The sequence below is a fragment of the Nocardia brasiliensis NBRC 14402 genome (assembly GCF_000308475.2).
In the GTDB taxonomy this organism is placed as follows: domain Bacteria; phylum Actinomycetota; class Actinomycetes; order Mycobacteriales; family Mycobacteriaceae; genus Nocardia; species Nocardia brasiliensis.
In genome coordinates this window covers 81,725-104,645 of sequence record NZ_BAFT02000015.1, presented here as the reverse complement: position 1 = coordinate 104,645, position 22,921 = coordinate 81,725, and the positions used below count along the sequence as shown (strand labels likewise).

Sequence of the window (22,921 nt, the reverse complement as noted above, 5' to 3'; positions counted from 1 at the left end):
TGATGCTGCCAACCTTGAACGGGCGTATCCAGACCCGTGTGCTCGCGCTGAGTGTGATCGGCGTCTTCGTCGCCTTGCTCATCACGCCGCTGCTGCCGACCGGTTCGCTGAGCCTGGGCCAGGCCTATCGGGTGACGCTGTCGGTGCTGCTCGCCACCGTTCTGGTCGGCGTGCTGTGGGAGTTGCTCTACCATTTCTTGCAACAGTTCCGCTGGGAAAAGGACTGGCCGACGCTGTTCGGCTTCCTGACCGTGATCAACGAGGGGGCACTCATGTGGGTGCTCGTGGACCGCACCACCATCGTGCTCCCTGAGCACCTGCACCCCTCGCTCACCGCGTTCCTCATCCAGTTCGTCCTCACCTGGATGGTGTTCTGGCTCATCGTGAACGGGCCGCTGCGGGTGCCGTTCCATCGTTGGCGATTCCAAGGTGGCAGGTTCCTGTGAACAGGCAGATCGAGGTCCTTCCCGGCGCGCACCTGGTGGCCGGCGCCGGCGGCGTGGTCGTTGTCGTCGCCCACCGGTCGGTGACGCCGGTGACCCAGGCATCGATCGCGGCCCGCACCATGACGGCGCTGCTCGGGATCGTCCGGCGGGTCGCCGCCGACGAACCCCGCCGCAGCGGGCGAACCGTCGCGCGGCTGGCCACCAACTGGCTGATGAGCCTGGAAAACGGCGACGAGGACGCCGTCGAATTCGGGGTACTCACCCCGACCGACACCGGCCTGGCCGTCTTCCTGCACGGCGGGGTGAGCGCGATCCTGGACGCAGGTCCGCGGACCGAGATACTGCGCGGCCGCGAAGCCGGATTCACCGTCGACCGCGTAGTGCTACCCGCTCCGTCCGTCGGTGCCGGACTGTTCGTCGACGAAGTCGGCCTCGATATCGAAACCTTGCCGACCCGTGGGGTTTTCACGTTGACCGAGGGGACCACACCGGGGGCGGGAGCCGTCCTGTGGTTCGGCGCGAACGAGGCGGCGCTCGGGGGTATCCAGAACGCGGAAGGTGCGGCGGGGTCCGCTGCGGCACGGCACATCGCTCCGCCGCCCGTACCCGGAAACGCACCGGCAGCCACAACCCAGCCTCCACCCGCCCCGCCCGGAATCAGCCACCCGCCCACCGACGTCCGGCCCGGCACCGCACCGCCAGCGGCCCTGCCCAGCGCCACAGACCTCCGCAAGCCCGCCGAATCCGCTCCGGCCCAGCCTGATTCGCGGGCCGGTTCCTACCGCACCCCCGTTGGCGCACAAGAGGTCTCGCAGTCGCGCGAGGGCGAGGAACGGGATCCGTCGGCAGCCGAACTCACTGGCTCGACGTCGGGCGGTAGCGCCACATCCGCGGATTCGGGTGGCGTTGCGTCCGGCGGCGATGAGCGACCGGCAACCTACCTGCCGCCCGCCGGGAGCGAAAATGATGCACCCGGTGCAGCGCTGGGCGTTGGGCGTAGTACGGATCGCGGTGGTGTGGCGGCTGGTCGTGGTGACGCGCCGACCGAGTATGTCGCGGCTGCCGATGGTGGACTGTCCGCGTTCGCGGGAAGTGTTGTGCCCCGAGGTGATCAGCGACCTTCGAACAATACGCCGCCTTCTGGGGGTGATGCTCCGACGGAATTCGTGGACAGTGCGGCCGTGGAGTCCGCCCCCGGCCGTTCGACTCGCAGCGAGCGGGCGGCCCGGGGTAGCGAGACAGGCGGCGGGGACGCGCCGTCGGAATATGTCGACAGTGAGGCGATCAGCTCTGCCCTGGGCGGCGCCCGGGGGGCGGGGCGAGGTGGGTCTTCGCCCGGAAGTGGGGCGGTTGGCGGCGGGTCGGCGCAGAGTGTCGCGCCCGGGGGAGACGAGCGCCGGCGGAGGTCCATGTCCGCTGCGGGTGATGCCCCTACTAAATACGTTGCGTTGGCGGACAGCGGGTCGGTCGGAACGCGCGGCACCGACGCAGGTGCCGGCGGTGGCGACAGCGGGGCGGTCGGGAAACGTGATGCGGGTGCTGTCGGTGGGGACGACAGCGGGGCTTCGAGCGTCTTCGGTGATGCTGTTCAGGACTCCGGGGTGGCCGATGAGCGGCCGACGTCGTATATGCCGCCGGCGGCTGTCACACCGCCGCGACTGGTGAAGCCGTCGAATGTGGTTGCGCCGCCGTCGAATACCGGACCGCAGGAGCGGGCGGTACGTGACCGGGGTTCCGGGCCGGTGCATTACGGCGGGTCGGCGTCGGAGATCGATATGCAGGAGACCGTGGTGCCGACCTCGGCGCGGACTCCGCACGTACCCGAGGTGGCGTCGAACGATCCGGGGGTGGTGATCAAAGGGTTCAAGTGTGCCCGTGACCATCTCAACGATCCGCGGGTGTCGTTCTGCGCGGTGTGCGGTATTCGGATGGATCAGCTCACCTGTGTGCTGACCGACGGCGTGCGCCCACCCCTGGGCCTGCTACTGCTCGACGACGGCACCTCCTTCGTCCTCGATGCCGATTGCGTTCTCGGCCGCGAACCCGAACACGCCGAAGCGGTTTCGCGCGGCGCCCGCCCGGTCCGCCTCGAAGACCGCTCGGGCGGCATGTCGCGCGCGCATGCCGAGATCCGTTTGGTCGACTGGGATGTCACCGTCGTGGACGGCGGCTCCACCAACGGCACCCACATCCGCCAACCCGGCCACCAGGATTGGTCCCGCGCCATCCCCGGCCACCCGGTCAAACTCATCCCCGGTGCCCAAGTCCAATTAGGCAGCCGCGTAGTAACTTTCGACTCCCAGCACGGCCAACTCTAGGCCCCATCGGGGAGCGTCGAACCACTACGTCCGAGGACTTCGCGGCCCACGCACGCGATCCCGATTACCTGGCCCGGCCCGGCATGCCGGGCCACCCGCGCGCCCTCGGGCGACACGCCGAGGTTCCGTTGGTCAGTCGATCAGGTGGAATTGGTGGCGGCATCGGCCGAGAGCCCGCCGCCACCAGTTCCTCCTGATCGACTGTCCAGCTCCAGCGGGTGCGAGTTCCGCGTCGAGAGCCGAAGGGTTCAGCGCTCTTTCGACGTCGGCGGGTCGGCGCGGACGTGGGCGCGCATTCCTTGGGGGCCGAAGAGGATGAGGAGTTCGACGGCGCCACCGTCGGCGCTGCCCAGCCAGTGCGGGACAGCGGTGTCGAATTCGGCGGCCTCGCCGGGCGGGAGGGTGAAGTCGCGATCGCCGAGCACCAGGCGCAGGTGGCCGTTGAGCACGTAGAGCCATTCGAAGCCTTCATGCGTCTGCGGTGTGGGTTCGAGCGGTTCCGGACGGGCGGGGATGATCATCTTGAACGCTTGGATCCCGCCCGGTCGCCGGGACAGCGGCACGAAGACCATGCCGTAGCGGCGGATCGGTTTCAGGTGGATGCGCGGATCGCCGGTGCGGGGCGCGCCGACCAGGTCGTCCAGCGGGACGTCGTAGGTGCGGGCCAGCGGCAGCAGCAGCTCCAGGGTCGCGCGGCGTTGCCCGCTTTCGAGCCGGGACAGGGTGCTCTCGGAGACGCCGGTGCGGGCGGCGAGGTCGGCGAGGGTGATGCCGCGTTCGCGGCGCAGGGCGCGCAGGCGGGGCCCGACCACGTCGAGCACGTCTTCGGTTTCGCGGTCCATGCCGCCATCTTGCCGGAACCGCAAGTTTGCGTGCCAGATGGTGGTGGGGCTGGCGAGACTGGGCGCGTCACGACAAGTTAGGAGCCCCGATGAGCACCACCGATGCGGTCGCGTTCTGGGACGGCGTCTATGCGACCCGGCCGGCCGCGACCGATCCGACGCCCAATGATCGACTCGTGGAAACGGTCACCGACCTGCCACCCGGTGCCGCGTTGGATCTCGGCTGCGGCAACGGCGGAGACGCGCTGTGGCTGGCGCGGCGCGGATGGCGGGTGACTGCGGTAGACATCTCCGCGGTCGCCGTTGCGCGGCTCGCGGAACTCGCCGCCGCGCACGGACTGGGTGCGCGGGTCCGGCCGGAGCAGCACGACATGCGGGAGTCCTTCCCGCCGGGGCAGTTCGATCTGGTCACCGCCCATTACCTGCACACGCCGTTCGATCTGGACCGGGCCGCGGTGTTGCGGCGGGCCGCGCACGCGCTGCGGGTGGGCGGGTTGTTGCTGGTCGTCGATCACGGGTCGACCGCGCCGTGGTCGTGGCAGCAGGATCCCGATCTCCGGTATCCGAGTCCGCTCGAGGTCGCGGCCGATCTGGCATTGGATCCGGCGGCGTGGACGGTCGACCGGGCCGTCGCGGCCCGCCGCAACGCGCGCGGCCCCGACGGGCGCACCGCCGAGGTCGTCGACCACATTCTGCTCATTCGCCGCATCGCCTGAAGGAGATCCTCGTGCCGACCACCAAGCGCCGCAAGGACATGCCGCCGCCGCGCACCGGAAGCAGCGAAGCCGAGACCCTGCGCGGCTTTCTCGATTACTTGCGGGATTCGATCGCCGCGAAGGTCGACGGCGCGCCCGAACCGCAGGTTCGTACGGCCGGGGTGGCGTCGGGGACGAATCTGCTCGGCCTGCTCACCCACCTGACCGCCGTCGAGCGCTCGATGTTTCTGGGCGACAACGTCTCCGACTGGCAGGCGACCTTCCATGCCGACCCGGCGGACACCGTCGCCGACGTCGTCGCCCGCTACCGGGAAGCCGTCGCGCGGGCGAACGAAATCCTCGACGGGTGTGCAGATCTCACCGCCCCCATCCCGCGGCCGGGCCGTCCAGCCCCTAGTGTCCGCTGGGCACTGGCGCACATGATCGAGGAAACCGGCCGCCACGCAGGCCACGCCGACATCCTGCGCGAACTGATCGACGGAACCACCGGACGCTGAACCGAGTCCCGAGCCGAGCGGCGTGGACTGGCTGCTGACCGACGAGGGCGGCTCTATACCAGGCCGGGCAATCGGAACCAGGCCGGGCGAGCGGAACCGGGGCCGGGCAAGCGGAACCGGGCCGCGCAATCGGAACCAGGCCGCGGAACCGGGCCGTGCGAGCGGAACCGGGACCGGGACCGGGCGGATTCGTCCGCACCGATACCTCGAGCGCCGCTCTACCGACTGCCCGGGTAAGCGGCCAGTCCGGTCGGTCTCGGGAACTTGTGCGTGCACGTCGGCCTAGGGACTGCGCGGACTGCGCCTGACTGCAGTCGAGTTGCTGCCGAGTTGACCGCCCCCGGCGAGGACGTACCTGTTCAGCGGCGCGTGTGGCCTGGACGCAACCACCGCCGGACACCATTCACCTTTGAAAGGAAGCTATGAAAACCGAATCGCGGCCGACGCCGAGCAGTTTCGCGCGCTCGATGGGAGCACTCGTTTTCGCTCTGCTGCTCACGATCGGCACCGCGGCGTGCACCACGACGGCGGCCGCTGCGGTGCCGCCGTATGCCGTTGCCACGCAGGGTGATCCGAAGTTCGAGAACACCTTCCGGCACGAGTTCGCCGATGTCGACGGTGTCCGTATGCATTACGTGCAGGGCGGCAGTGGTTCGCCGGTGGTGTTGATCCACGGCTGGCCGCAGACCTGGTTCGGCTGGTGGCCGATCATGCCCGCCCTCGCCGAGAACCACACCGTCTACGCCGTCGATCTGCCCGGGCTGGGTGACAGCACGGGTTCGCCGAGCGGCTACGACAAGGCGACGCTGGCCAGGTATGTGCACACGCTGATCGCGGATCGGCTCGGGGTGCACGATGCCCAGGTGATCGGGCATGATTTCGGCGCGGCGGTGGCCTTCCAGTACGCGAGCCGATTCCCTTCCGACACCGCACGTCTCGGCTATCTCGACCTACCGCTGCCCGGGCCCGCGATCGACGGCCCCACCTACCGGTCGCTGAGCTGGCATATCGCCTTCCACTCGCAGCGCCGCGTCCCCGAGGCCGTGGTGCGCGACGATGTGCGCGACTACCTCGCCCTGTTCTACCCGCAAGTCTCGTTCGGCGGCACGGCTTTCGGTGGCACCTCGGACCGCTCACCGTTCAGCGATGCCGAAATAGACGAATTCGCAAGGACTTACCGCAGGCCCGAGGCCCTCTCCGGCGGTTTCGAACTCTACCGGGCCCTCGACCAGGACGTCCGCGACACCGTGGCCGCGACTCCGACCGCCGTGCCCACCCTCGTGCTGACCGCCCAGGGGCAACTCGACCCGGTCCGCGCCACCGCCGCCCCCCGAATGACCAACATCGTGCAAGCGGCCGACGTCCCGCACGCGGGCCACTGGCTGATCGAGGAAAACCCGGAGTTCGTCACCGCGCAACTACAGCGCTTCCTGCAGTGACCGCCACCGAGCGCGCCAATCGAACTGGGACGCGGCGGTCCGTGCGGCCGGATCCACGGAACCTCAACGCTGCTGCACTGACCCCGACGACGTGTCCGTGACCCGGAACTCGACGGATAGCTGCTGCCGCAGCCGGATCCGCTGTCCCAGCCCAACCCGGCTGTGGCGACCGTCCGCCGTACAGCAGCCGGATCCGCGGAACTTCAGCCTGCGCGGCCCGGCTGCGGATGCGGCCGATGCCCGTCGCCGCAATGACCTTGATGACCGCGCCCCGCCACCTGAGAAACCGGGACGCGGCGACAGCGGTTGCTCCACCGGATCCGCTGTTCTGGCTGACCCGGCTGCCGCAACTGAACCGCTGCCCGGCCCTTGCGCGCGGTCCGCCGAACGTTGCCGACCCCGCGCGGCTGAGCCTGGACGCGTGGGCGGCGCAGTAGCGTGGTGCCGTGCGACCGATGCGGATGGGGTTGGGGAAGCGGGGTGCGTGGGCGGGGTTGCTCGCGGGTGTGGGGGCGCTCGGCCTGCTCGAGGTCGCGGTGCTGCATTTCGTGGTCGGAGCCTATGCCCCGCGGGTGGTGACCCTCGTGCTCGACGTCCTGTTCGGTGTGCCGACGCTGGCCTTGCTCGCGGCGATGGCTTCACCGCTGTGGAGCGCGCAGCGGGTGGACGGCGAGCGGTTGCGGCTGCGGTTCGGTTGGCTCGCGGCATTCGACGTACCGCTGGGGATCGTCCGCACCGCCGAGCCGCACCGGCCGAGCGTCCGCTATCCCGCGCAAACAGGTCTGGATTTCGCGGACGAGTCTGCCACCGTCTCGCTGATACGTTCGCCCGCTTCGGAATTGGTCCGCGTCGAGTTCACCGAAGAGGTGCCCGCGCGCATCCAAGGGTTCCGCCGGGTCCGTGCGCGCTCGGCGGTCGTCAGCGTCGACGCCGCCGCCGAGTTCTGCGCCGCGATCGCCGCCCGCCGGTCGAGCAAGTGACGCGGTGGCCGACCGTCGACCGCGAATCATCCACCCGCTTCGCACTTTCCGTGCTCACCGGCATGGTGAATGTGCCGTTCCTGGGCGGGCAGCGCCACACGTGGCCAGGAATTCCCGACCGGCGCGGGACATCACCGGTCGGCGTCTCCCACTGCATCATTCGCGCCGGAGCGGGCGGCTCCCTCCTCACGCGGGGTGGAAAGCATCGCAGCCTACTTCGGCGGCGTCGCAGAGGTGATTGAGGAACAGGCGGGTGGTGGGGGTGGGGGTGCGGGTGGTGATGGCGTGCCAGGGGCGGTCCATGGGGGTGCCGGTGACCGGAAGGATGTGCAGCGCAGCGGTTTCGAGGTCTTGGGAGACGGCGTCGCTGTGAATCAATGTGACGCCGAGACCTGCTCGGGCCGCCGCGAGGACGGCGCCGTGACTGCCGAGGGTGAGGGTGGGTGGGGCGAGGTCGAGTTGATCGAGCAGTCCGAGGGTGGCATCGCGGGTGCCGGAACCGCGCCCGCGCAGCAGCCACGTGGCTTGTAGTGGACGCTGGCCTGCGGCGCCGACGACGACCAGGCGGCTGGCTCGGCGCGCGCGGACGACGAGTCCGGTGTTGCGGGGCGGGCGGCCGGCGATGACGAGATCTGTTTCGTGGTGCTGTAATTCGAGGAACAGCACGTCGCGCGGGTGCACCGAGAGGCTGAGTTCGATATCGGGGAAGCGGTGGCGAAACGAGGCGAGCGGGCGCAGCAGCACGTATTCGCCCGCGGTGGCGACCACGCCGATGCGTAGTCGCCCGGTTTCGGCCTGCTGGACGGCGGCGTGCGCTTCGTTCATCAGTCCGAGGATGCTGCGGCAGTATCCGGCGTAGACGCGGCCGGCCTCGGTGAGCACGATGCCGCGCCCGGATCTGGCGATCAGCTTGGCGCCCAGCTGTTTCTCGATGTGCGCGACGGCCGCGGAGACGGCGGCCTCGGTGATGTGCAGCTGGGCGGCGGCGCGCCGGATGCTGCTCATCCTGGCCACGACCAGGAAAGTTTCCATCCTGGCGGCACTGACCGCTGCCATCCGCCGACGGTAGCAGACTTCGACGGTGACTCTGGTGCCATAGGAATTGATGGCGTCGCGGGAGCGGCGCGCGGGCGGTGATCTGTGGAAACATCGGATCTGTCAGGGTCAACCCGACGGCGGCGCGTGACTCCCCTTCCGCGCCGTGCTCGAACACCCCGGAGTGGTGCGCGCTCCGGGGTGTTCGTAGCGACTCCGGAAGTTTTCCAGCACTCCTCGCCGCCCTTTCCCGAACTCGAGTACGACGAAACCTTACTTTTCGGTTGAGCTTACGCAGGAACAATCAAATTGTTTGTTGTCCGCGCTGCCGTCATCCTGGAATTCGCAAGGCGCACAACCCGAATCGCCGGACGCGCCTGCCGATCACCGACCGCCAGGAGGAACGATGGCCGAAGCAACCGAGCGGGACCGGTGGGATCCGGGTGTTCAGTCGTATGCGTCGATGGGGTATTACGCGCCGGACTATCAACCCTCCGATACCGATGTGCTGGCCGTGTTCCGGGTGACGCCGCAGCCCGGCGTCGATCCGATCGAGGCGGCGGCCGCAGTGGCGGGCGAATCATCCACGGCGACATGGACGGTGGTGTGGACCGACCGGCTCACCGCGCACACCAAGTATCAGGCCAAGTGCTATCGGATCGACGAGGTGCCCGGCCGGGCGGGCGAGTATTTCGCGTATATCGCCTACGATCTCGACCTTTTCGAAGAAGGTTCGATCACCAATCTGACCTCCTCGGTGATCGGTAATGTGTTCGGCTTCAAACCTTTGCTGGCGCTGCGGCTGGAGGACATGCGCATTCCGGTGGCATACGTGAAAACGTTCCAGGGCCCGCCGCACGGCACCGTGATGGAGCGCGAATATCTGAACAAATAACGGCAGGCCACTGCTGGGCGCGACGGTGAAACCGAAACTGGGTCTGTCGGCACGCAATTACGGCCGGGTGGTGTACGAGGCGTGCAAGGGCGGCCTGGATTTCACCAAAGACGACGAGAACATCAATTCCCAGCCGTTCATGCGCTGGCGGGACCGGTATCTGTATGCGATGGAGGGCGTGAACCGCGCGATCGCCGAGACCGGCGAGCTCAAGGGCCATTACCTCAATGTCACCGCGGCGACGATGGAGGACATGTACGAACGTGCCGAGTTCGCGAAGGAACTGGGCAGCGTCGTGATCATGATGGACCTGACCGTCGGCTACACGGCGATGCAGTCGATGTCGCATTGGGCGCGGCGCAACGGAGTGCTGCTGCATCTGCACCGGGCCGGGCATTCCACCTTCACCCGGCAGAAGACGCACGGGGTGAGTTTCCGGGTGCTGGCCAAGTGGTGCCGGTTGATCGGTGTCGATCATCTGCACGCAGGCACCGTCGTCGGCAAACTGGAGGGCGATCCGGCGATGACCAAGGGGTTCTATGACACGTTGCGGGACAACCACATTCCCACCAATCCGGGCAACGGCATCTTCTTCGATCAGCAGTGGGCGAGCCTGCCCGGGGTGATGCCGGTCGCCTCCGGCGGTATCCACGCCGGCCAGATGCATCAGCTGCTCGACCTGTTCGGTGACGACGTGATCCTGCAGTTCGGCGGGGGCACCATCGGCCATCCGCTGGGCATCGCGGCGGGCGCCGAGGCGAACCGGGTGGCGCTGGAGGCAGTGGTCAAGGCGCGCAACGAAGGTCGCGATCTGCTGAAGGAGGGGCCCGACGTGCTGCGCAACGCGGCCGAGAGCTGCCGCCCGCTCGAGGTCGCGCTGGCGACCTGGGGCGATGTCACTTTCGACTACGCCGCCACCGACGCACCCGACGCCGTGCCGACGGCGACCCGCTGACCGTCCAGGAGCCACTCATGTATCTGCGTCACGGAACCTTTTCCTACCTCCCGGAATTCACCGATGCCGAGATCGCCGCGCAGGTGCGTTACGCACTGCTCAACAGCTGGCCGGTGTCGATCGAATACACCGACGACCCGCATCCGCGCAACGCCTACTGGGAGATGTGGGGCCTGCCGCTGTTCGATCTGGACGAGCCCGACGGCGTGCTCGCCGAGATCAACGCCTGCCGTGCGACCTTCCCGCATCACTACGTGCGGGTGCTGGCCTATGACGCCCGCTACGGTAGGCAGACGACGGCGCTGAGTTTCCTCGTGCAGCGTCCGGGCGACGAGCCGGGCTTCGTGCTGACCCGGGCCGAGGGCCCGGATCGACGGCAGCGCTACGGTTTCCACTCCTATGCCACCGACGACCGCCAGGGGCAGCGGTATGGCGGCTGAACACAACGGTTTCCGGCTGCACCGGCCCGGTACCGGCGACGGCAGGCCGGTACGCGCCGAGCCTGCTGCCGAGGCCGCGCCGCAGCCGCTGGATGCCGATGCGCTGCTGGATCTTTCGACCGATATCGCGGGCAACGACGTCGAGGAGACGCTGCGCAGGCTCGACGCCGAACTGGTCGGGCTGGCGAATGTGAAGGGCCGGGTCCGTGAGATCGCGGCACTGCTGCTGATCGACCGGGCCCGGCAGCGGTTCGGGTTGAGTTCGTCGCGGCCCACCATGCATATGAGCTTCACCGGCGGCCCGGGCACCGGCAAGACCACCGTCGCGCTGCGCATGGCCGAGATGTTGCACGCGCTGGGCTATATCCGTAAACCGAAGGTGCACACCGTCACCCGTGACGATCTGGTCGGGCAGTTCATCGGCCACACCGCGCCCAAGACCAAGGAGGCGCTGGCCAAGGCGGCGGGCGGGGTGCTGTTCATCGACGAGGCCTACTACCTGTTCCGCCCGGAGAACGAGCGCGACTACGGGCAGGAGGTCATCGAGATCCTGTTGCAGGAGATGGAAAGCGAACGCGACAGCCTGGTCGTGATCTTCGCCGGCTATCCGGATCGGATGGAGCGCTTCTTCTCCGCGAACCCGGGCCTGTCCTCGCGGGTCGCCCATCATCTGGAGTTCGCCGACTACACGCACGCGGAGTTGCTCGGTATCGCCGAATTGATGGTGGCGCGGGAGAACTTCCGGTTCGATCCGGCCGCGCACACCGCGTTCGCCGAGTACCTGACGTTGCGGATGGCCCGGCCCCGGTTCTCCAACGCGCGCAGCGTGCGCAACGCGCTGGACCGCTGCCGGCTGCGACAGGCGAAAAGGCTGGTGGAGCTGCACCGGCCGCTCGGCAAGTCCGATCTGATCACGCTGACGGACCGGGATGTCTACGGCAGCAGCGTGTTCGAGCACGACCGCAGCACCACAGCGCCGCCGGACGGGCCGAGCGCGCGGGCTCCGGTGTGAGGAGAACGAGGCGCCCATGCCAGAAGGACTCAAGACGCTCACCCGGTACACGATCGAGGAGGAGCATCGGCATCCCGGCTCGTCCGGTGAATTCTCGGCCCTGGTCAATGTGGTCGCGACGGCGACGAAGATCATCGCCAACCAGGTGACCCGGGGTGCCATCGTCGGTTCGCTGGGCGCCGCGGAGCCGGACAATCTGCCGCCGACGGTGCACCGCAAGCTCGACGCGATCGCCAACGACATCATGGTCGCCGAGACCCAGTGGACGGGACATCTGGCGGCGTTGCTCTCCGAGCAGATGTCGGCCGTTCATCCGGTGCCCGACGCGCATCGGCGCGGCAAATATCTGCTGGCGTTCGATCCGCTCGACGGTTCTTCCAACATCGACGTGAATCTGCCCGTCGGCACCATCTTCAGTGTGCTGCGCGCCCCGGAACCGGGCGAGAACGGCCCGGTGGCAAGCGATTTCCTGCAAGCCGGGGTGCATCAGGTGTGCGCGGGCTTCACCCTGTACGGCCCGGCGACGATGCTGGTGCTCACCACCGGCCGGGGTGTGGACGGGTTCACCCTGGACCGTGAGATCGGCGCGTTCGTGCTGACCCACCCGCGCATGCGCATCCCCGAGGACACCTCCGGGTTCGCGATCAACGCCGCCAACGAGCGGTTCTGGGAGCGCCCGGTGCGCCGGTACGTGCACGAATGCCTCGACGGGGTGGAGGGCCCGCGCGGGCGCGATTTCAACATGCGCTGGGTCGCGTCGCTGGTGGCGGACACCTTTCACATCCTGACCCGCGGCGGGGTCTACCTGTATCCGCACGACGATCGGCCGCCGGTGCGGCCCGGCCGGGTCGCGCTGCTCTACGGTGCCAATCCGATCGCGTTCATCGTCGAACAGGCGGGCGGCTGGGCGACCACCGGCGGGGAACGCGTGCTCGAGGTGCCGCCGCGCGAGGTGCACCATCAGGTGCCGCTGATCTTCGGCTCCCGCAACGAGGTGGCGCGGATCGAGCGGTATCACGCCGAGCCCGACGAAGGACCGAGCTTCGACAGCTCGCTGTTCGGGTCGCGCTCGCTGTTCCGGCCCGCGCCGCACTGAGTTCTGTCCGCCGGCCATCGAGGAGTGCCATGTCGGTCAAACATCCCGTCGTCGCCATCACCGGGTCCTCTGGTGCGGGCACCACCAGCGTCACGCGGACCTTCCAGGAGATCTTCCGCCGCGAAGGGATCAATGCGGTGGTGGTAGAGGGTGATTCGTTCCATCGCTACGACCGCAACGAGATGAAGCAGGCGATGGCCGAGGCCGAGCAGAGCCGCAACGTCACGTTCTCGCATTTCGGCGAGGAGGCCAACCTGCTGAAGGAACTCGAGCGGTTGTTCCGCGACTACGGCGAGACCGGGGTCGGGCAGGTGCGCAAGTATCTGCACGACGAGCGCGAGGCCGAACCGTACGGGCAACCGGCGGGCACGTTCACGCCGTGGGAAGACCTGATGCCCGGCAGCGACCTGCTGTTCTACGAGGGACTGCACGGGGCCGCGGTCACCGACAGCGTGAACGTCGCGCAGTACGCGGATCTGCTGGTCGGGGTGGTGCCGATCGTGAACCTGGAATGGATTCAGAAGGTCATCCGGGACAAGACCGAACGCGGCTATTCCAGTGAGGCGGTGATCGACACGATCCTGCGCCGGATGCCGGACTACGTGAAGTACATCTGCCCGCAGTTCTCGCACACCTACGTCAACTTCCAGCGGGTGCCGACCGTGGACACCTCCAATCCGTTCATCGCCCGCAGCATCCCCACCGCGGACGAGAGCTTCGTGGTGATCCGCTTCGCCGACCCGAAGGTGATCGACTTCCCGTATCTGCTCTCGATGCTGCACGACTCGTTCATGTCGCGGCCCAACTGCATCGTCGTGCCCGGCGGCAAGATGGAGCTGGCCATGCAGCTGATCTTCACGCCGTTGATCCTGCGGCTGATGGACAAGCGGCCCAAGCGCGCCCGCTGATCCGGCACCCGGTGCCGTTGTGCATCGGGTGCACCTCTGGTGGAGAAGCGCGGTCCTGGGCTACTGTCGATCGGACCCTATTCAACGAGTTGCATATGCGAGGTGGGATATGACCACGTTCCGCGAGGCCGTCGAAGCGCGGGACACCGCGGCGATCGAAGCCCTGTTCGCCGACGACGTCGTCTTCACCAGCCCGGTCGCGTTCAAGCCCTACCCGGGCAAGGCGATCACCACCGCGATCCTGCGTGGCGTGCTGCGAGTCTTCGAGGACTTCCGCTACGTCCGCGAGATCGCCGACGCCGGCGGCCGCGACCATGCCCTGGTCTTCGAGGCCACCGTCAACGGCAAGACCGTCAACGGCTGCGACTTCCTGCACTACGACGAGTCCGGCAAGATCGACGCTCTCACCGTCATGGTCCGCCCCCTCTCCGCCGCCCAAGCCATCTCCGAAGCCATGGCCGCCCAATTCCCCCGTATCCAAGAAGAAGCCCTCGCCGCCACCCCATCCCAACCCACCCCCTGACCCGACCCGGCGCTCGGCGCGCGCCTGCGACCGGCCATCTGCCGCGTAGCATCACCATCGACCGATAGCCCTACTCCGAGCGAGGCAGTCAGTGAGCGTTCTTCCGGTATGGGCCGATGATCCAGGCGCTTTGGAGATGTCCGAGGCCGCCTATGATGTGCTGCCGGACGATTTGCGCAAGCTCATCGAGGTCATCGACGGCAACGTCATTCGTTGCCAGAGCGGTTCACCCGAACACAGCGACGTCGCTCGGCGTCTGGCCAATCATCTGGAGGCCGCGAAACCGGAAGACCCGTGCACCCGGGTGTCGACCGATGTCGACGTTCGCTTCACCCGTCGGCAACCCCGGGACGGCGCGTTCTCGTTTCGGCGACCCGACGTCACGGTCTATCGGTGCGTCGAGCGCGGAACGAAGCTGACGACCGGCGATGCCCTGCTCGTCGTCGAAGTGGTCTCGCCGGGCTCGGGCTATACCGACACAGTCGACAAACTGGCCGAATACGCCTACGAGGGCATCCCCGTCTACCTCGTGGTGCATCTGGATGCGAGCTTGTACGTGAAGATGATTCAGGAGTATCGCCTCGATTGGGCGACTCGCGTCTATCGGCTGGTCGAAACCCATCAAGAAGCCGTGGCACTGGAGAGCCCGTTTCCGGCGACGATCCTGTTCGAGCAGCTCGACGGCTGAACCTGGTCAGTCCGGCAGGAGGGGGACCGAGAGGCCTTCGCCGCGGTTGAGGAGGGCGGCGCGGGTGACGGCGGCGGAGCCGAAGCGGTGGCGGAGGCTGTCGAGGGTGGCGTCGAGGGTGTTGCCGGGGCGGTGGTCGAAGGGGAGGGGGAGTTGGTAGGGGTCGGCGTTCTCGAGGTTGGTGAAGGCCAGGCCGATGAGGGTGAGGCCGCGCTCCTGGATCATCGGGCCGGCCGCGCCGAGCAGCGTGCGGGCCGCGCCCAGCAGGGTGCCGGTGTGGTCGGTGGCTTCGGCGAGGGTGTGCGAGCGGGTGGCGCGGGTGAAATCGTCGAAACGCATGCGCAGCACCACGGTTCGGGCGATGCGGTCGGCGGCGCGCAGGCGCCGGCCGAGCCGGTCGGTGAGGCCGTGCACGTAGGCCTCGATCTCCTCGGGCGGATGCGGGACGCGCCCGAGCGCGCGCTGCGCCCCGATGGACCGGCGGCGCACCCCGGTCTCGACCCGGCGCGGGTCCCGCGCCCACGACAGCGCGTACAGGTGCCGGGCCGCGCCGGGGCCGAGGATCGCGCGCAGCGGGCTTTCGCCGAGGTCGGCGAGTTGGCCCACCCGGGTGATGCCGTGCTCGTGCAACGTGCGCGCGGTGACATCGCCGACGCCCCACAGTCTTTCGACCGGTAACGGATGCAAGAAGTCCAGTTCGCCGTCCGGGGGTACACAGCGCAGGCCGTCGGGTTTGGCGACGGCACTGGCCACTTTGGCCAGGAATTTGGTGCGCGCGATGCCCACCGAGATCGGCAGACCGACCTGGTCACGCACCCGCGCGCGCAGGCCTTCGGCGATGCCGATCGGTGCACCGGCGATCCGCCGGAGCCCGCCGACATCGAGGAACGCCTCGTCGATGGAGATGCCCTCGACCACCGGGGTGGTGTCGTGGAAGACCTCGAACACGGCTTTGCTCGCTTCGGCGTAGGCCGCCATGCGCGGCGGCACCACGATGGCGTGCGGGCACAGCCGCCGCGCCTGCCCGCCGTTCATCGGCGTGCGCACCCCGAACGCCTTGGCCTCGTAGCTGGCCGCGAGCACGACCCCGCCGCCGACGATCACCGGTTTGCCGCGCAGGCGCGGATTGTCGCGCTGTTCGACCGAGGCGTAGAAGGAGTCGAGATCGGCGTGCAGGATCGACGCTTCGGCCCGCGCGGCGATCCGCGGGCGGGAGGCGGGGGCGTCGGACACGAACATATGTTCGCATAGCGCACCGACATCCGGAACCCCGTGCGCGTCCGCGCACCCGACGAATCTACGATTCAACTACGTAGCAATGCGCCGGAACCGGTATTCTGGCCCGACGGTAGGGCACTTTTGGATGAGGGAGTCGGTACAGTGCGCGGATTTGGAGACCTGGAGGCGGTGATCATGGACCGCATCTGGGATCGGGACGCAGAGGACACCACGGTTCGTGAGATATTCGACGAATTGTCCGCACAGCGCGACATCGCGTACACCACCGTCATGTCCACGATGGACAACCTGCATCGCAAGGGCTGGCTCGCGCGCGAGCGCTCCGGCAAGGCCTACAAGTACTGGCCGACGTTGACCCGTGAGGAACACAGCGCGCGGCTGATGCTCGAGGCGCTGGGCGCGGGCGGACGCTCCGATCTGGTGCTGAGCCACTTCGTGGACCGGATCACCGCCGAGGAATCGGCGGGCCTGCGCGCCGCGCTACGCAGGCTCACCGCCCGCAAGACCCCGGACGCTCCGCCGGGCGCCGAAGGCGCCGCCCCATGACCCTGGCCGTAGCTCTGATGCTCTACGGCATCGTGGTGGCCGTGCTCGGCCCGCCGGTGCTGATCCGGTTGACCCGCCGCGGCAACGCGCCGCGCCTGGGCATCGTCGCGTGGCTCGTGGCGATCACCGGCACGCTCGGCGCGTGGGCCGCGGCGGCGACCATGCTCACCGTCGAGTTCGCCACCTACTGGGGACATCCGCACGACGCGTTGCAGGCCTGCTTCGCGATCATGTGGACGCCGCTGCACGAGGACGGCAGCGGCGCGACGAAGGCCGCGACGTTCGCGGTGGGTGCGCTGGTCGCCGCCTGCACGATGGCGGTGGTGGCGCGGGCGGTGTCGGTGGTCAAGGACATGCGCCGGCGCACGAGCGCGCACGCCAAGGCGCTGCGGCTGGTCGGGCGGCGGGTGCCCGGAGTCGGCGCGCTTGTGCTGGATTCGCCCGAGCGCCAAGCCTATTGCGTGCCGGGCAAACCCGACACCATCGTGGTGACCAGCGGCGCGCTCGACGCGTTGACCCCCGATCAGCTCGACGCGGTGCTCGCGCACGAACACGCGCACCTGGCCGGCCGGCACGCGCCGTTGACCGCGGTGCTGCGCGGTATCGCGACGACGCTGCCCGGCCTGCGCCTGGTCACCGTCGGCGCGACCGAGATCGGCCGGCTGCTCGAGATGTGCGCCGACGACAAGGCCGCGGGCAAGTACGGCTCCGAACCGCTGCTCGGCGGCCTGCTCGCCATCCTCGGCGTCACCGAGCCGGTCCCGTCGGGCGCGCTGGCCGCGGCGGGGACCGCGGTACTGGCCCGGGCCGAACGCCTGGTCGATCCGGTGAGCGCGATCCAGCGGGCGACCACCCGCACGGCGCTGCTCGGCGTGATCGCCGCGACGGTCACCGGTTTCGGTTTCGTGGCCGCTACGGTGGCTTTCTGTAGCGCCGTTCTAGGCTGAGTTTTTCGAAGGAGAACCATGCGACTGACCTGGGATCAGGTATTCGCGTGGCGGCTGGAGCGGCAGTTCGTCACCGCCCCGGCCGGCACGGTGTCCGAGGTGGTCGAGCGGTTGGCGGGGGTGCAGGCACAGGTCACCTCGTCCGCGGAAACGGCCGTCGCCCTGCGTAGTTCGACACCCGCGCCCGGTGCGCTGGTGCGAGGGCTGAACGAGGGCACCTTGATCAAGACGTGGGCGATGCGCGGCACGCTGCACGCGCTCACCCCCGCACTGGCCGCGGCCTGCCTCTCGCTGATCGCCTCGGCCCGCACCTGGGAGAAACCGGTGTGGGAGCGCAACTTCGGCGCGTCACCGGCCGAGGTCGCGGCGCTGACCGACGAGGTGCGCAGGGTACTGGACGGCAAGACGCTGACCCGGGAGGAACTGGTCGCGGCGATCGTGGCCGATCCCGGCTTCGAGCGCCTGGGCGAACAGTTGCGATCGGGGTGGGGTGCGCTGCTCAAACCCCTTGCCTGGCAAGGCGCGATCTGTCACGGACCGGCCAAGGGCAACAAGATCACGTTCACCGATCCGGCGCAGTCGATCAAGGACTGGCCCGGGCTGCCCGAGCCCGATGACGCAGCCCCACAAGCGATCCTGGCCTATCTCGGCGCCTACGGTCCCGCGACGCCGGAGACGTTCGACGCGTGGCTCAGTCGCGGCAGCTTGCGCAAAACCGTACTGCGCCGGTGGTTCTCGGAGCTGGGCGCGGCGCTCACCGAGGTCGAGGTGGAGGGCAGGACCGGGTATGTCCGCACCGGCGACCTCGAACAGCTCGCCGCCACCCGCCCGGGCACATCGGTGCATCTGCTGGGCGGCTTCGACCAGTACGTGCTCGGCCCCGGCACCGGCGATTCGGTGCTGCTGCCCGGGGATCATCGCGCGAAGGTGAGCCGCACGGCGGGCTGGATCTCGCCGATCGTGGTGGCAGGCGGTCGCATCGTGGGGACCTGGGAATTGGCCGAGGACGCGGTGGTGCTCTCGATGTTCGACGACGCGCCCGTGCCGAAGCGCGGACTCGACGCGGCCCTCGATCGGCTCGCGGTGGCGCTCGGGCGCGACACCTTGCCGGTGCGTGCCGGGTAATAGATGAACAAACACGGGGGTTCGCTGGCCGAGGACCGCGTATTGCGCACGCCCGGCATCGTTTTGGTGCTCGCGTGCGCGTTCGTGCCGATGATGGACGCGTTCATCGCGGGGGTGGCGCTGCCGGGCATCCGCCGCGATTTCGGGCTCGCCGAGGGCTCGGCGCTGCTGAGCCTGGTGCTGGTCGGCTATCTGGCCGGGTTCGGCTCGCTGCTGATCGTCGGCGGGCGCGTCGGTGACCGGTTCGGGCGCCGCCGCGTGCTGTGGGTGGCGGCAACGGGTTTTCTGCTCGCGTCGCTGATCTGCGGGGTGGCACCGAGTTTCGAGGTGCTCGTGGGTGGGCGGATCGTGCAGGGGATCGCCGCGGGATTCGTGATGCCGCAGGTGCTCGGCCTGGTCACCGCGCACGCGGGCGACCGCCGGGAGCGCGCGATCAGCTGGTACTCGTCGATGAGCGGGGTGTCGGCGCTGGTCGGGCTGATCGGTGGCAGCGCGCTGCTCGATCTGGTGGGCGGCAGCGGTGCGTGGCGCTGGCTGTTCCTGATCAACATTCCGCTGGGCCTCGTCGCGGTGATCCTGTTGCCGCGCATGGTCCCCGACACCGCACCGAACACCGCCCAGCAGATCGACGGACGTGGCGGTGCGCTGCTGTCGCTGACGGTGCTGTCGTTCCTGCTGACCGCGGCGCTGTCGAGCACACTGGGCCCGCTGACCGTCCTACCTGCGGTGCTCACGGTGGTGCTCGGCGGGGCGTGGCTGGCGCAGCAGCGGCGCGGGGTCGCGGCCGGGCGCCCGGTGGTGGTGCCCGCAGGGATGTTCGACAGCCCGCAGCTGCGCTGGGCGCTGGTGTCGATGCTGCCGTTCTTCGCGGGCGCGGGCGGGTTCCTCTATGCGCTGCCGCAGACCTTGCAGGAGGGTCTCGGGCATGCGCCGCTGCTCGCCGGGCTGTTGACCGCGCCGATGGCGGCGGGATTCCTGGTGTCCTCGTTCGCGGTGCCGCGCCTGCGCGGGCGGCTCGGGGTCGGCGCGATCGCGTTGGGCGCGACCGTGCAGGGGCTCGGCTTGGCGGGGATGGCGGTGGGGGTGAGTGCGGCGAGCGTGCCGCTGATCTGTGTGGCGATGCTGCTGATCGGCACCGGGCAGGGCATCACGCTCGGCACCATGAACGCGCACATGCTGTCGCTGGTCCCGGCCGCGCTGGCCGGGATGGGCGGGGGCGTGCTGCTCACCGCGCAACAGGTTTCGATCGCCACGGGCGCGGCGGTACTGGGCACGGTGTTCGGTGCGGTGGTGCGGTCCGCGGGCCACCAGAGCGCGATGGTGACGGTGCTGGTGGTGCAGATCGGGCTGGCGGCGCTGGTGATCGCCGCCGCCCTGCGCTCAGCTCGGCGCGTCGGCGGGCGCTAGCGCCGAGATCTCGGCGAGGCTGTGGCCCATCTCCTCGTGCAGGAACCGCACCATCGTCCACCAGCGCCCGCCCTCGGCGTCGAAATCACCGAATCGACGGCAGTACAGCGGAATCCAGCGCAGGAACTGTTCGATCATCGCCTCCCGCGAGGGTTGGCGCTGCCCGTAGTCGCCGTAGGAGATGGACCGGTGGTGGATGAAATAGCCGCCGGGTAAACGGTGCTCGCACAGTTCGGCGTACTCGCGGGTCTGCAGGATGAGGTAGTGCCACACCTCGTCGATCACCTGCTCGACCGGGAGGAACAACCCGCTGAGTGCGTCGCGGTGCGCGGAGACCAGCGTCAGATAGCGGACCGTTTCACGGACCTGGACGCGGGCGGTCGCTTCGTCGACCTGGTTGTGCTCGCGGGTGTAGTCGACGGTCTCCTGGTAGAGCTCGCCGAGGATTTCCTGTTCGCTCATCGCCTGCTCCTTCACCGGGCCAGCCAGGCGTATTTGCCGGACTTGCCGATCGGGATATGGGTGCGGTGCGCGACCGTCACGGGTGTGCCGGTCAATGCTGTTGTGGCGGCGGCCAGTTCGGCCTCGACGGGCCGTTCGAGTGCGGCGCCGTCGAAGGTGGTGTAGGTGAGTTCGGCGCGGGGGACCGACAACTGGTAGACGAAGATCCGCGGGCTGGTCGCGGCGATGACGTCGTCGAGTTCGGCCTGTGAGGTGATTGCGGTGTCGGTGACGAACAGTTCCTTCTCGCGTCCGCAGAATCGCACGATCCGGGCGGGGTCGGCCGATCCGTCGGCGGTGTGCACGCAGTCGCCGGTGTTGTAGCGCAGCAACGGCATGAACGGGTTGCGGATGCTCGACACGACCAGACTGTGGATGCCGCGGCTGCCGGGAATCGGTTGGAGTTCGACCTCCATGTCGACCAGGTGCGGGTGGTAGCGGCCCCGGGTGTCGCCGTAGTACAGGTAGCCGAGTTCGGTGCTGCCGAACAGCTCGACGACCGGGCAGTCGAGTCGTTCGGTGAGGAACCGGCGCACGTTGCGCGGGGTGAACTCGTAGCCGTGGATCGCGCTGACCGGGCGGGCGAACCGGTCCCCGGCGGCCAGCAGCAGGTGCGCGGCGTGATAGGAGGAGCAGTCGAGATGGTAACGGCCGCCGCCGGTTTCGGAGCGGACGTGCTCGATCTCGGCGAGCATGCGCTCGACCGCGGCGGCCGGCCAGGTCGCGGGATCGAGGTCCTGGTTGATGTAGACGGTGCGTTCGTCGAGCCAGCGCCGCGCCAGATCCCCGGGCGCACCGCCTTTGGCCTCGTTGACCCGCGCGACGTGCTCGGTGGCCAGCCGGGTGGTGAGCGAGACCCGGGGCACGCCGGCGGCGAAGGTGTCGCCGATCTGCGGATGATCGCGCCACACCGCGTAGTAGGTCTTCAGCAGGAACAGCGGCGGCCGGATGAGCGGCATCCGGGCGTGATTGGTGCCGGTGGACCAGACAAATTGCGCGGCACCGGTTTCCAGGGCCGCGCTGACCTGCGGGGTGAGAAACGAATCCGGGAAGGATTCGGCGAGTTCGGCTTTGGTGATGATCGGAAAGGCGTTGGCCGCAGCGGATGCCCGATAGAACGGGATGTCGCGGGTCGCGTCGACGAACGCGCTCGGCAGGGGGCGGGTGAGAGCGGTGTCGGTCATGGGGGTCCTGGCGGACGGGGCCGAGCCGGGCTCGGCCCCGGGACCGCGACTAGGAGATGCAGCCCGCCTTGGAAATACAACCTGCCTTGGAGATGCACCCGTCCTTGGCTCCGGATTCGGAGTTGACGGCTACCCACTTGTCCCAGTTGGCATCCTGCGCGAGGGTCTTGATCAGATCGTTCATTGGAGCATCCTTCGATCGATGTAATCTACCTGCATGCCCATGGTAAAGCACGAGTAAAGACTTCGCGCGGGGTGCGACGGCCGTCACATTTTCCGGCCGCCCGCACGCCGGCGGTGGCGACCGGATCTCGGCTAACCCGTATTCCGTTGCGCCAGATAGTGTTCCAAGCCGTCCCGCATCTCATGATCTCGAGCATTTTCGTTGCCCCGCAACTGATGCCGAGCTGGCTGGGGGCGATCGCCGCTGGAACCCGATCTCCTCCATGGTCGCCGCGGCGCACGAGTTGTTCGGCACACCGGTCGGCAGCGGGGATTCCTGGATCGAACAGCACGCGCTGCTGATGGGGGTGCCGTGGCCGGAGCTCATCACGGTGATGTTCCTGCCGTTGGCGGTGCGGCGGTTCCAGCGGTTGAGCCGGTGAGGTCGCGGTCCTGATGCGTGTGTCGCACCGGGTCTCAGCACCCGGTGCGGCACACGTCTTCGTGCGGCCCGGTGCCACCGGTGACGGACGGGTGGTTAGGGTGCGTGGGTGACCGACGAGCGGCTGATCGATACGGTGGCATGGGTGCGGATCGAGGACGGGCGGATCCTGTGTGCCCGGCCGCGCGGCAAGGACGTCTTCTACATCCCGGGCGGGAAACGCGAAGGCGGCGAGACGGACCTGCAGACGCTGCTGCGCGAGATCGAAGAGGAACTGACGGTGGCGTTGCTGCCGGACACGGTCGCGCATGTGGGCACCTACGAGGCGGTGCACGGCCCCGAGACGGGTCTGGTCGTGCGGATGAGCTGCTACACCGCCGACTATCGCGGCACCCTGGCCGTCAGCAGCGAGATCGAGGAGATGGCGTGGTTCGGCTACGCCGACCGCGCGCTGGTTCCCCCGGTCGACCAACTGCTGTTCGACGATCTGGTCGAGGCCGGTCACCTGCGCTGAATATCACTCCGTAGTCCGATTCCCCGTCATACCAAGGGATTACCGGCGACGAGAATCCGGCCGA

At 68.6% G+C, this 22,921-nt stretch carries 27 protein-coding genes; 21 read left to right on the top strand and 6 right to left on the bottom strand.

Features of this window, described 5'->3' with window-relative positions; translation table 11 throughout:
* The first annotated feature begins 2 nt into the window (after positions 1–2).
* The gene (locus TY25_RS02860; RefSeq protein WP_042253876.1) at positions 3–446 is read left to right on the top strand and encodes a hypothetical protein; all 444 of its coding nucleotides are present in this window, start codon (positions 3–5) and stop codon (positions 444–446) included.
* Entirely contained in the window at positions 443–2,764 is a 2,322-nt protein-coding gene (locus TY25_RS43855; protein ID WP_052382758.1) for an FHA domain-containing protein, read from the top strand. Before TY25_RS02860 ends, TY25_RS43855 begins: the two co-directional genes overlap by 4 nt.
* Before the next feature lie 248 nt (positions 2,765–3,012).
* On the opposite strand, the gene TY25_RS02845 is transcribed toward TY25_RS43855, so the two are convergent.
* Positions 3,013–3,606, bottom strand: a complete 594-nt coding sequence (locus TY25_RS02845) for a helix-turn-helix domain-containing protein (RefSeq protein WP_042253875.1) — start codon at positions 3,604–3,606, stop codon at positions 3,013–3,015.
* An 89-nt stretch (positions 3,607–3,695) separates the two neighbouring features.
* Between TY25_RS02845 and TY25_RS02840 the strand changes: the two genes are divergently transcribed.
* The 5 genes from TY25_RS02840 (at position 3,696) to TY25_RS42370 (ending at position 7,238) form a co-directional block, all read left to right on the top strand.
* Positions 3,696–4,322, top strand: coding sequence for an SAM-dependent methyltransferase (locus tag TY25_RS02840; protein ID WP_042253873.1), 627 nt, complete (start codon positions 3,696–3,698; stop codon positions 4,320–4,322).
* A 38-nt stretch (positions 4,323–4,360) separates the two neighbouring features.
* Complete coding sequence (locus TY25_RS02835; RefSeq protein WP_201773631.1) at positions 4,361–4,819, top strand: DinB family protein; 459 nt, start codon at positions 4,361–4,363, stop codon at positions 4,817–4,819.
* Positions 4,820–5,241: 422 nt separating this feature from the next.
* Positions 5,242–6,258, top strand: coding sequence for an alpha/beta fold hydrolase (locus tag TY25_RS02830; protein ID WP_042253869.1), 1,017 nt, complete (start codon positions 5,242–5,244; stop codon positions 6,256–6,258).
* A 251-nt stretch (positions 6,259–6,509) separates the two neighbouring features.
* Positions 6,510–6,695 carry a hypothetical protein gene (locus TY25_RS42375; protein ID WP_042253867.1) on the top strand — a complete coding sequence of 62 codons (186 nt, stop codon included), beginning with the start codon at positions 6,510–6,512 and terminating at the stop codon, positions 6,693–6,695.
* Between the two features lie 18 nt (positions 6,696–6,713).
* Positions 6,714–7,238 carry a hypothetical protein gene (locus tag TY25_RS42370; protein ID WP_156055034.1) on the top strand — a complete coding sequence of 175 codons (525 nt, stop codon included), beginning with the start codon at positions 6,714–6,716 and terminating at the stop codon, positions 7,236–7,238.
* A gap of 186 nt (positions 7,239–7,424) precedes the next feature.
* Here the strand turns inward: TY25_RS42370 and TY25_RS02815 are convergent, their stop codons facing one another.
* Positions 7,425–8,294: a LysR family transcriptional regulator gene (locus tag TY25_RS02815; protein WP_226887343.1), complete on the bottom strand. Its 870-nt coding sequence runs from the start codon at positions 8,292–8,294 to the stop codon at positions 7,425–7,427.
* Between the two features lie 385 nt (positions 8,295–8,679).
* Here TY25_RS02815 and TY25_RS44750 point away from each other — a divergent pair, with 385 nt between their 5' ends.
* The 8 genes from TY25_RS44750 to TY25_RS02780 all read left to right on the top strand — a co-directional run bounded on the left by TY25_RS44750 (position 8,680) and on the right by TY25_RS02780 (position 14,790).
* Positions 8,680–9,168 carry a hypothetical protein gene (locus TY25_RS44750; protein ID WP_236639085.1) on the top strand — a complete coding sequence of 163 codons (489 nt, stop codon included), beginning with the start codon at positions 8,680–8,682 and terminating at the stop codon, positions 9,166–9,168.
* 25 nt (positions 9,169–9,193) lie between these two features.
* The gene (locus tag TY25_RS44745) at positions 9,194–10,123 is read left to right on the top strand and encodes a ribulose-bisphosphate carboxylase large subunit (RefSeq protein ID WP_236639084.1); all 930 of its coding nucleotides are present in this window, start codon (positions 9,194–9,196) and stop codon (positions 10,121–10,123) included.
* Positions 10,124–10,140: 17 nt separating this feature from the next.
* The gene (locus tag TY25_RS02805) at positions 10,141–10,563 is read left to right on the top strand and encodes a ribulose bisphosphate carboxylase small subunit (protein WP_042253864.1); all 423 of its coding nucleotides are present in this window, start codon (positions 10,141–10,143) and stop codon (positions 10,561–10,563) included.
* Positions 10,553–11,575: an AAA family ATPase gene (locus tag TY25_RS02800; protein ID WP_042253863.1), complete on the top strand. Its 1,023-nt coding sequence runs from the start codon at positions 10,553–10,555 to the stop codon at positions 11,573–11,575. The genes TY25_RS02805 and TY25_RS02800 overlap by 11 nt, the downstream gene beginning before the upstream one ends.
* Before the next feature lie 16 nt (positions 11,576–11,591).
* Positions 11,592–12,671, top strand: a complete 1,080-nt coding sequence (locus TY25_RS02795; protein WP_042253862.1) for a class 1 fructose-bisphosphatase — start codon at positions 11,592–11,594, stop codon at positions 12,669–12,671.
* Positions 12,672–12,700: 29 nt separating this feature from the next.
* Positions 12,701–13,579, top strand: coding sequence for a phosphoribulokinase (locus tag TY25_RS02790; RefSeq protein ID WP_042253861.1), 879 nt, complete (start codon positions 12,701–12,703; stop codon positions 13,577–13,579).
* Between the two features lie 109 nt (positions 13,580–13,688).
* Positions 13,689–14,102 carry a nuclear transport factor 2 family protein gene (locus tag TY25_RS02785; RefSeq protein ID WP_042253860.1) on the top strand — a complete coding sequence of 138 codons (414 nt, stop codon included), beginning with the start codon at positions 13,689–13,691 and terminating at the stop codon, positions 14,100–14,102.
* 136 nt (positions 14,103–14,238) lie between these two features.
* On the top strand, positions 14,239–14,790 hold the full coding sequence (locus tag TY25_RS02780; protein ID WP_042253858.1) for a Uma2 family endonuclease: 552 nt from the start codon (positions 14,239–14,241) through the stop codon (positions 14,788–14,790).
* Between the two features lie 6 nt (positions 14,791–14,796).
* Here the strand turns inward: TY25_RS02780 and dinB are convergent, their stop codons facing one another.
* Positions 14,797–16,029, bottom strand: a complete 1,233-nt coding sequence (gene dinB / locus TY25_RS02775; protein WP_042253857.1) for a DNA polymerase IV — start codon at positions 16,027–16,029, stop codon at positions 14,797–14,799.
* 141 nt (positions 16,030–16,170) lie between these two features.
* Between dinB and TY25_RS02770 the strand changes: the two genes are divergently transcribed.
* From TY25_RS02770 to TY25_RS02755, 4 genes are read left to right on the top strand one after another with little or no spacing between them, the layout of a single operon-like run.
* Entirely contained in the window at positions 16,171–16,575 is a 405-nt protein-coding gene (locus tag TY25_RS02770; protein ID WP_226887342.1) for a BlaI/MecI/CopY family transcriptional regulator, read from the top strand.
* Positions 16,572–17,522: a M56 family metallopeptidase gene (locus TY25_RS02765; protein WP_042253855.1), complete on the top strand. Its 951-nt coding sequence runs from the start codon at positions 16,572–16,574 to the stop codon at positions 17,520–17,522. The genes TY25_RS02770 and TY25_RS02765 overlap by 4 nt, the downstream gene beginning before the upstream one ends.
* A gap of 18 nt (positions 17,523–17,540) precedes the next feature.
* Positions 17,541–18,647, top strand: coding sequence for a winged helix DNA-binding domain-containing protein (locus TY25_RS02760; protein WP_042253854.1), 1,107 nt, complete (start codon positions 17,541–17,543; stop codon positions 18,645–18,647).
* Between the two features lie 3 nt (positions 18,648–18,650).
* On the top strand, positions 18,651–20,054 hold the full coding sequence (locus TY25_RS02755; RefSeq protein ID WP_042253853.1) for an MFS transporter: 1,404 nt from the start codon (positions 18,651–18,653) through the stop codon (positions 20,052–20,054).
* Here the strand turns inward: TY25_RS02755 and TY25_RS02750 are convergent.
* The 3 genes from TY25_RS02750 to TY25_RS44395 are packed head-to-tail and all read right to left on the bottom strand — an operon-like array spanning position 20,028 to position 21,923.
* Entirely contained in the window at positions 20,028–20,516 is a 489-nt protein-coding gene (locus tag TY25_RS02750) for a UCP032817 domain-containing protein (protein ID WP_042253912.1), read from the bottom strand. The genes TY25_RS02755 and TY25_RS02750 overlap by 27 nt on opposite strands.
* 11 nt (positions 20,517–20,527) lie before the next feature.
* Complete coding sequence (locus tag TY25_RS02745) at positions 20,528–21,739, bottom strand: hypothetical protein (RefSeq protein WP_042253851.1); 1,212 nt, start codon at positions 21,737–21,739, stop codon at positions 20,528–20,530.
* A gap of 49 nt (positions 21,740–21,788) precedes the next feature.
* Positions 21,789–21,923, bottom strand: a complete 135-nt coding sequence (locus TY25_RS44395; protein ID WP_256656775.1) for a hypothetical protein — start codon at positions 21,921–21,923, stop codon at positions 21,789–21,791.
* A 262-nt stretch (positions 21,924–22,185) separates the two neighbouring features.
* Here TY25_RS44395 and TY25_RS41405 point away from each other — a divergent pair, with 262 nt between their 5' ends.
* Both TY25_RS41405 and TY25_RS02740 read left to right on the top strand, forming a co-directional pair.
* Positions 22,186–22,344, top strand: coding sequence for a hypothetical protein (locus TY25_RS41405; protein WP_226887341.1), 159 nt, complete (start codon positions 22,186–22,188; stop codon positions 22,342–22,344).
* 108 nt (positions 22,345–22,452) lie between these two features.
* Positions 22,453–22,857, top strand: coding sequence for an NUDIX hydrolase (locus TY25_RS02740; protein ID WP_172595853.1), 405 nt, complete (start codon positions 22,453–22,455; stop codon positions 22,855–22,857).
* Positions 22,858–22,921 lie beyond the last annotated feature (64 nt).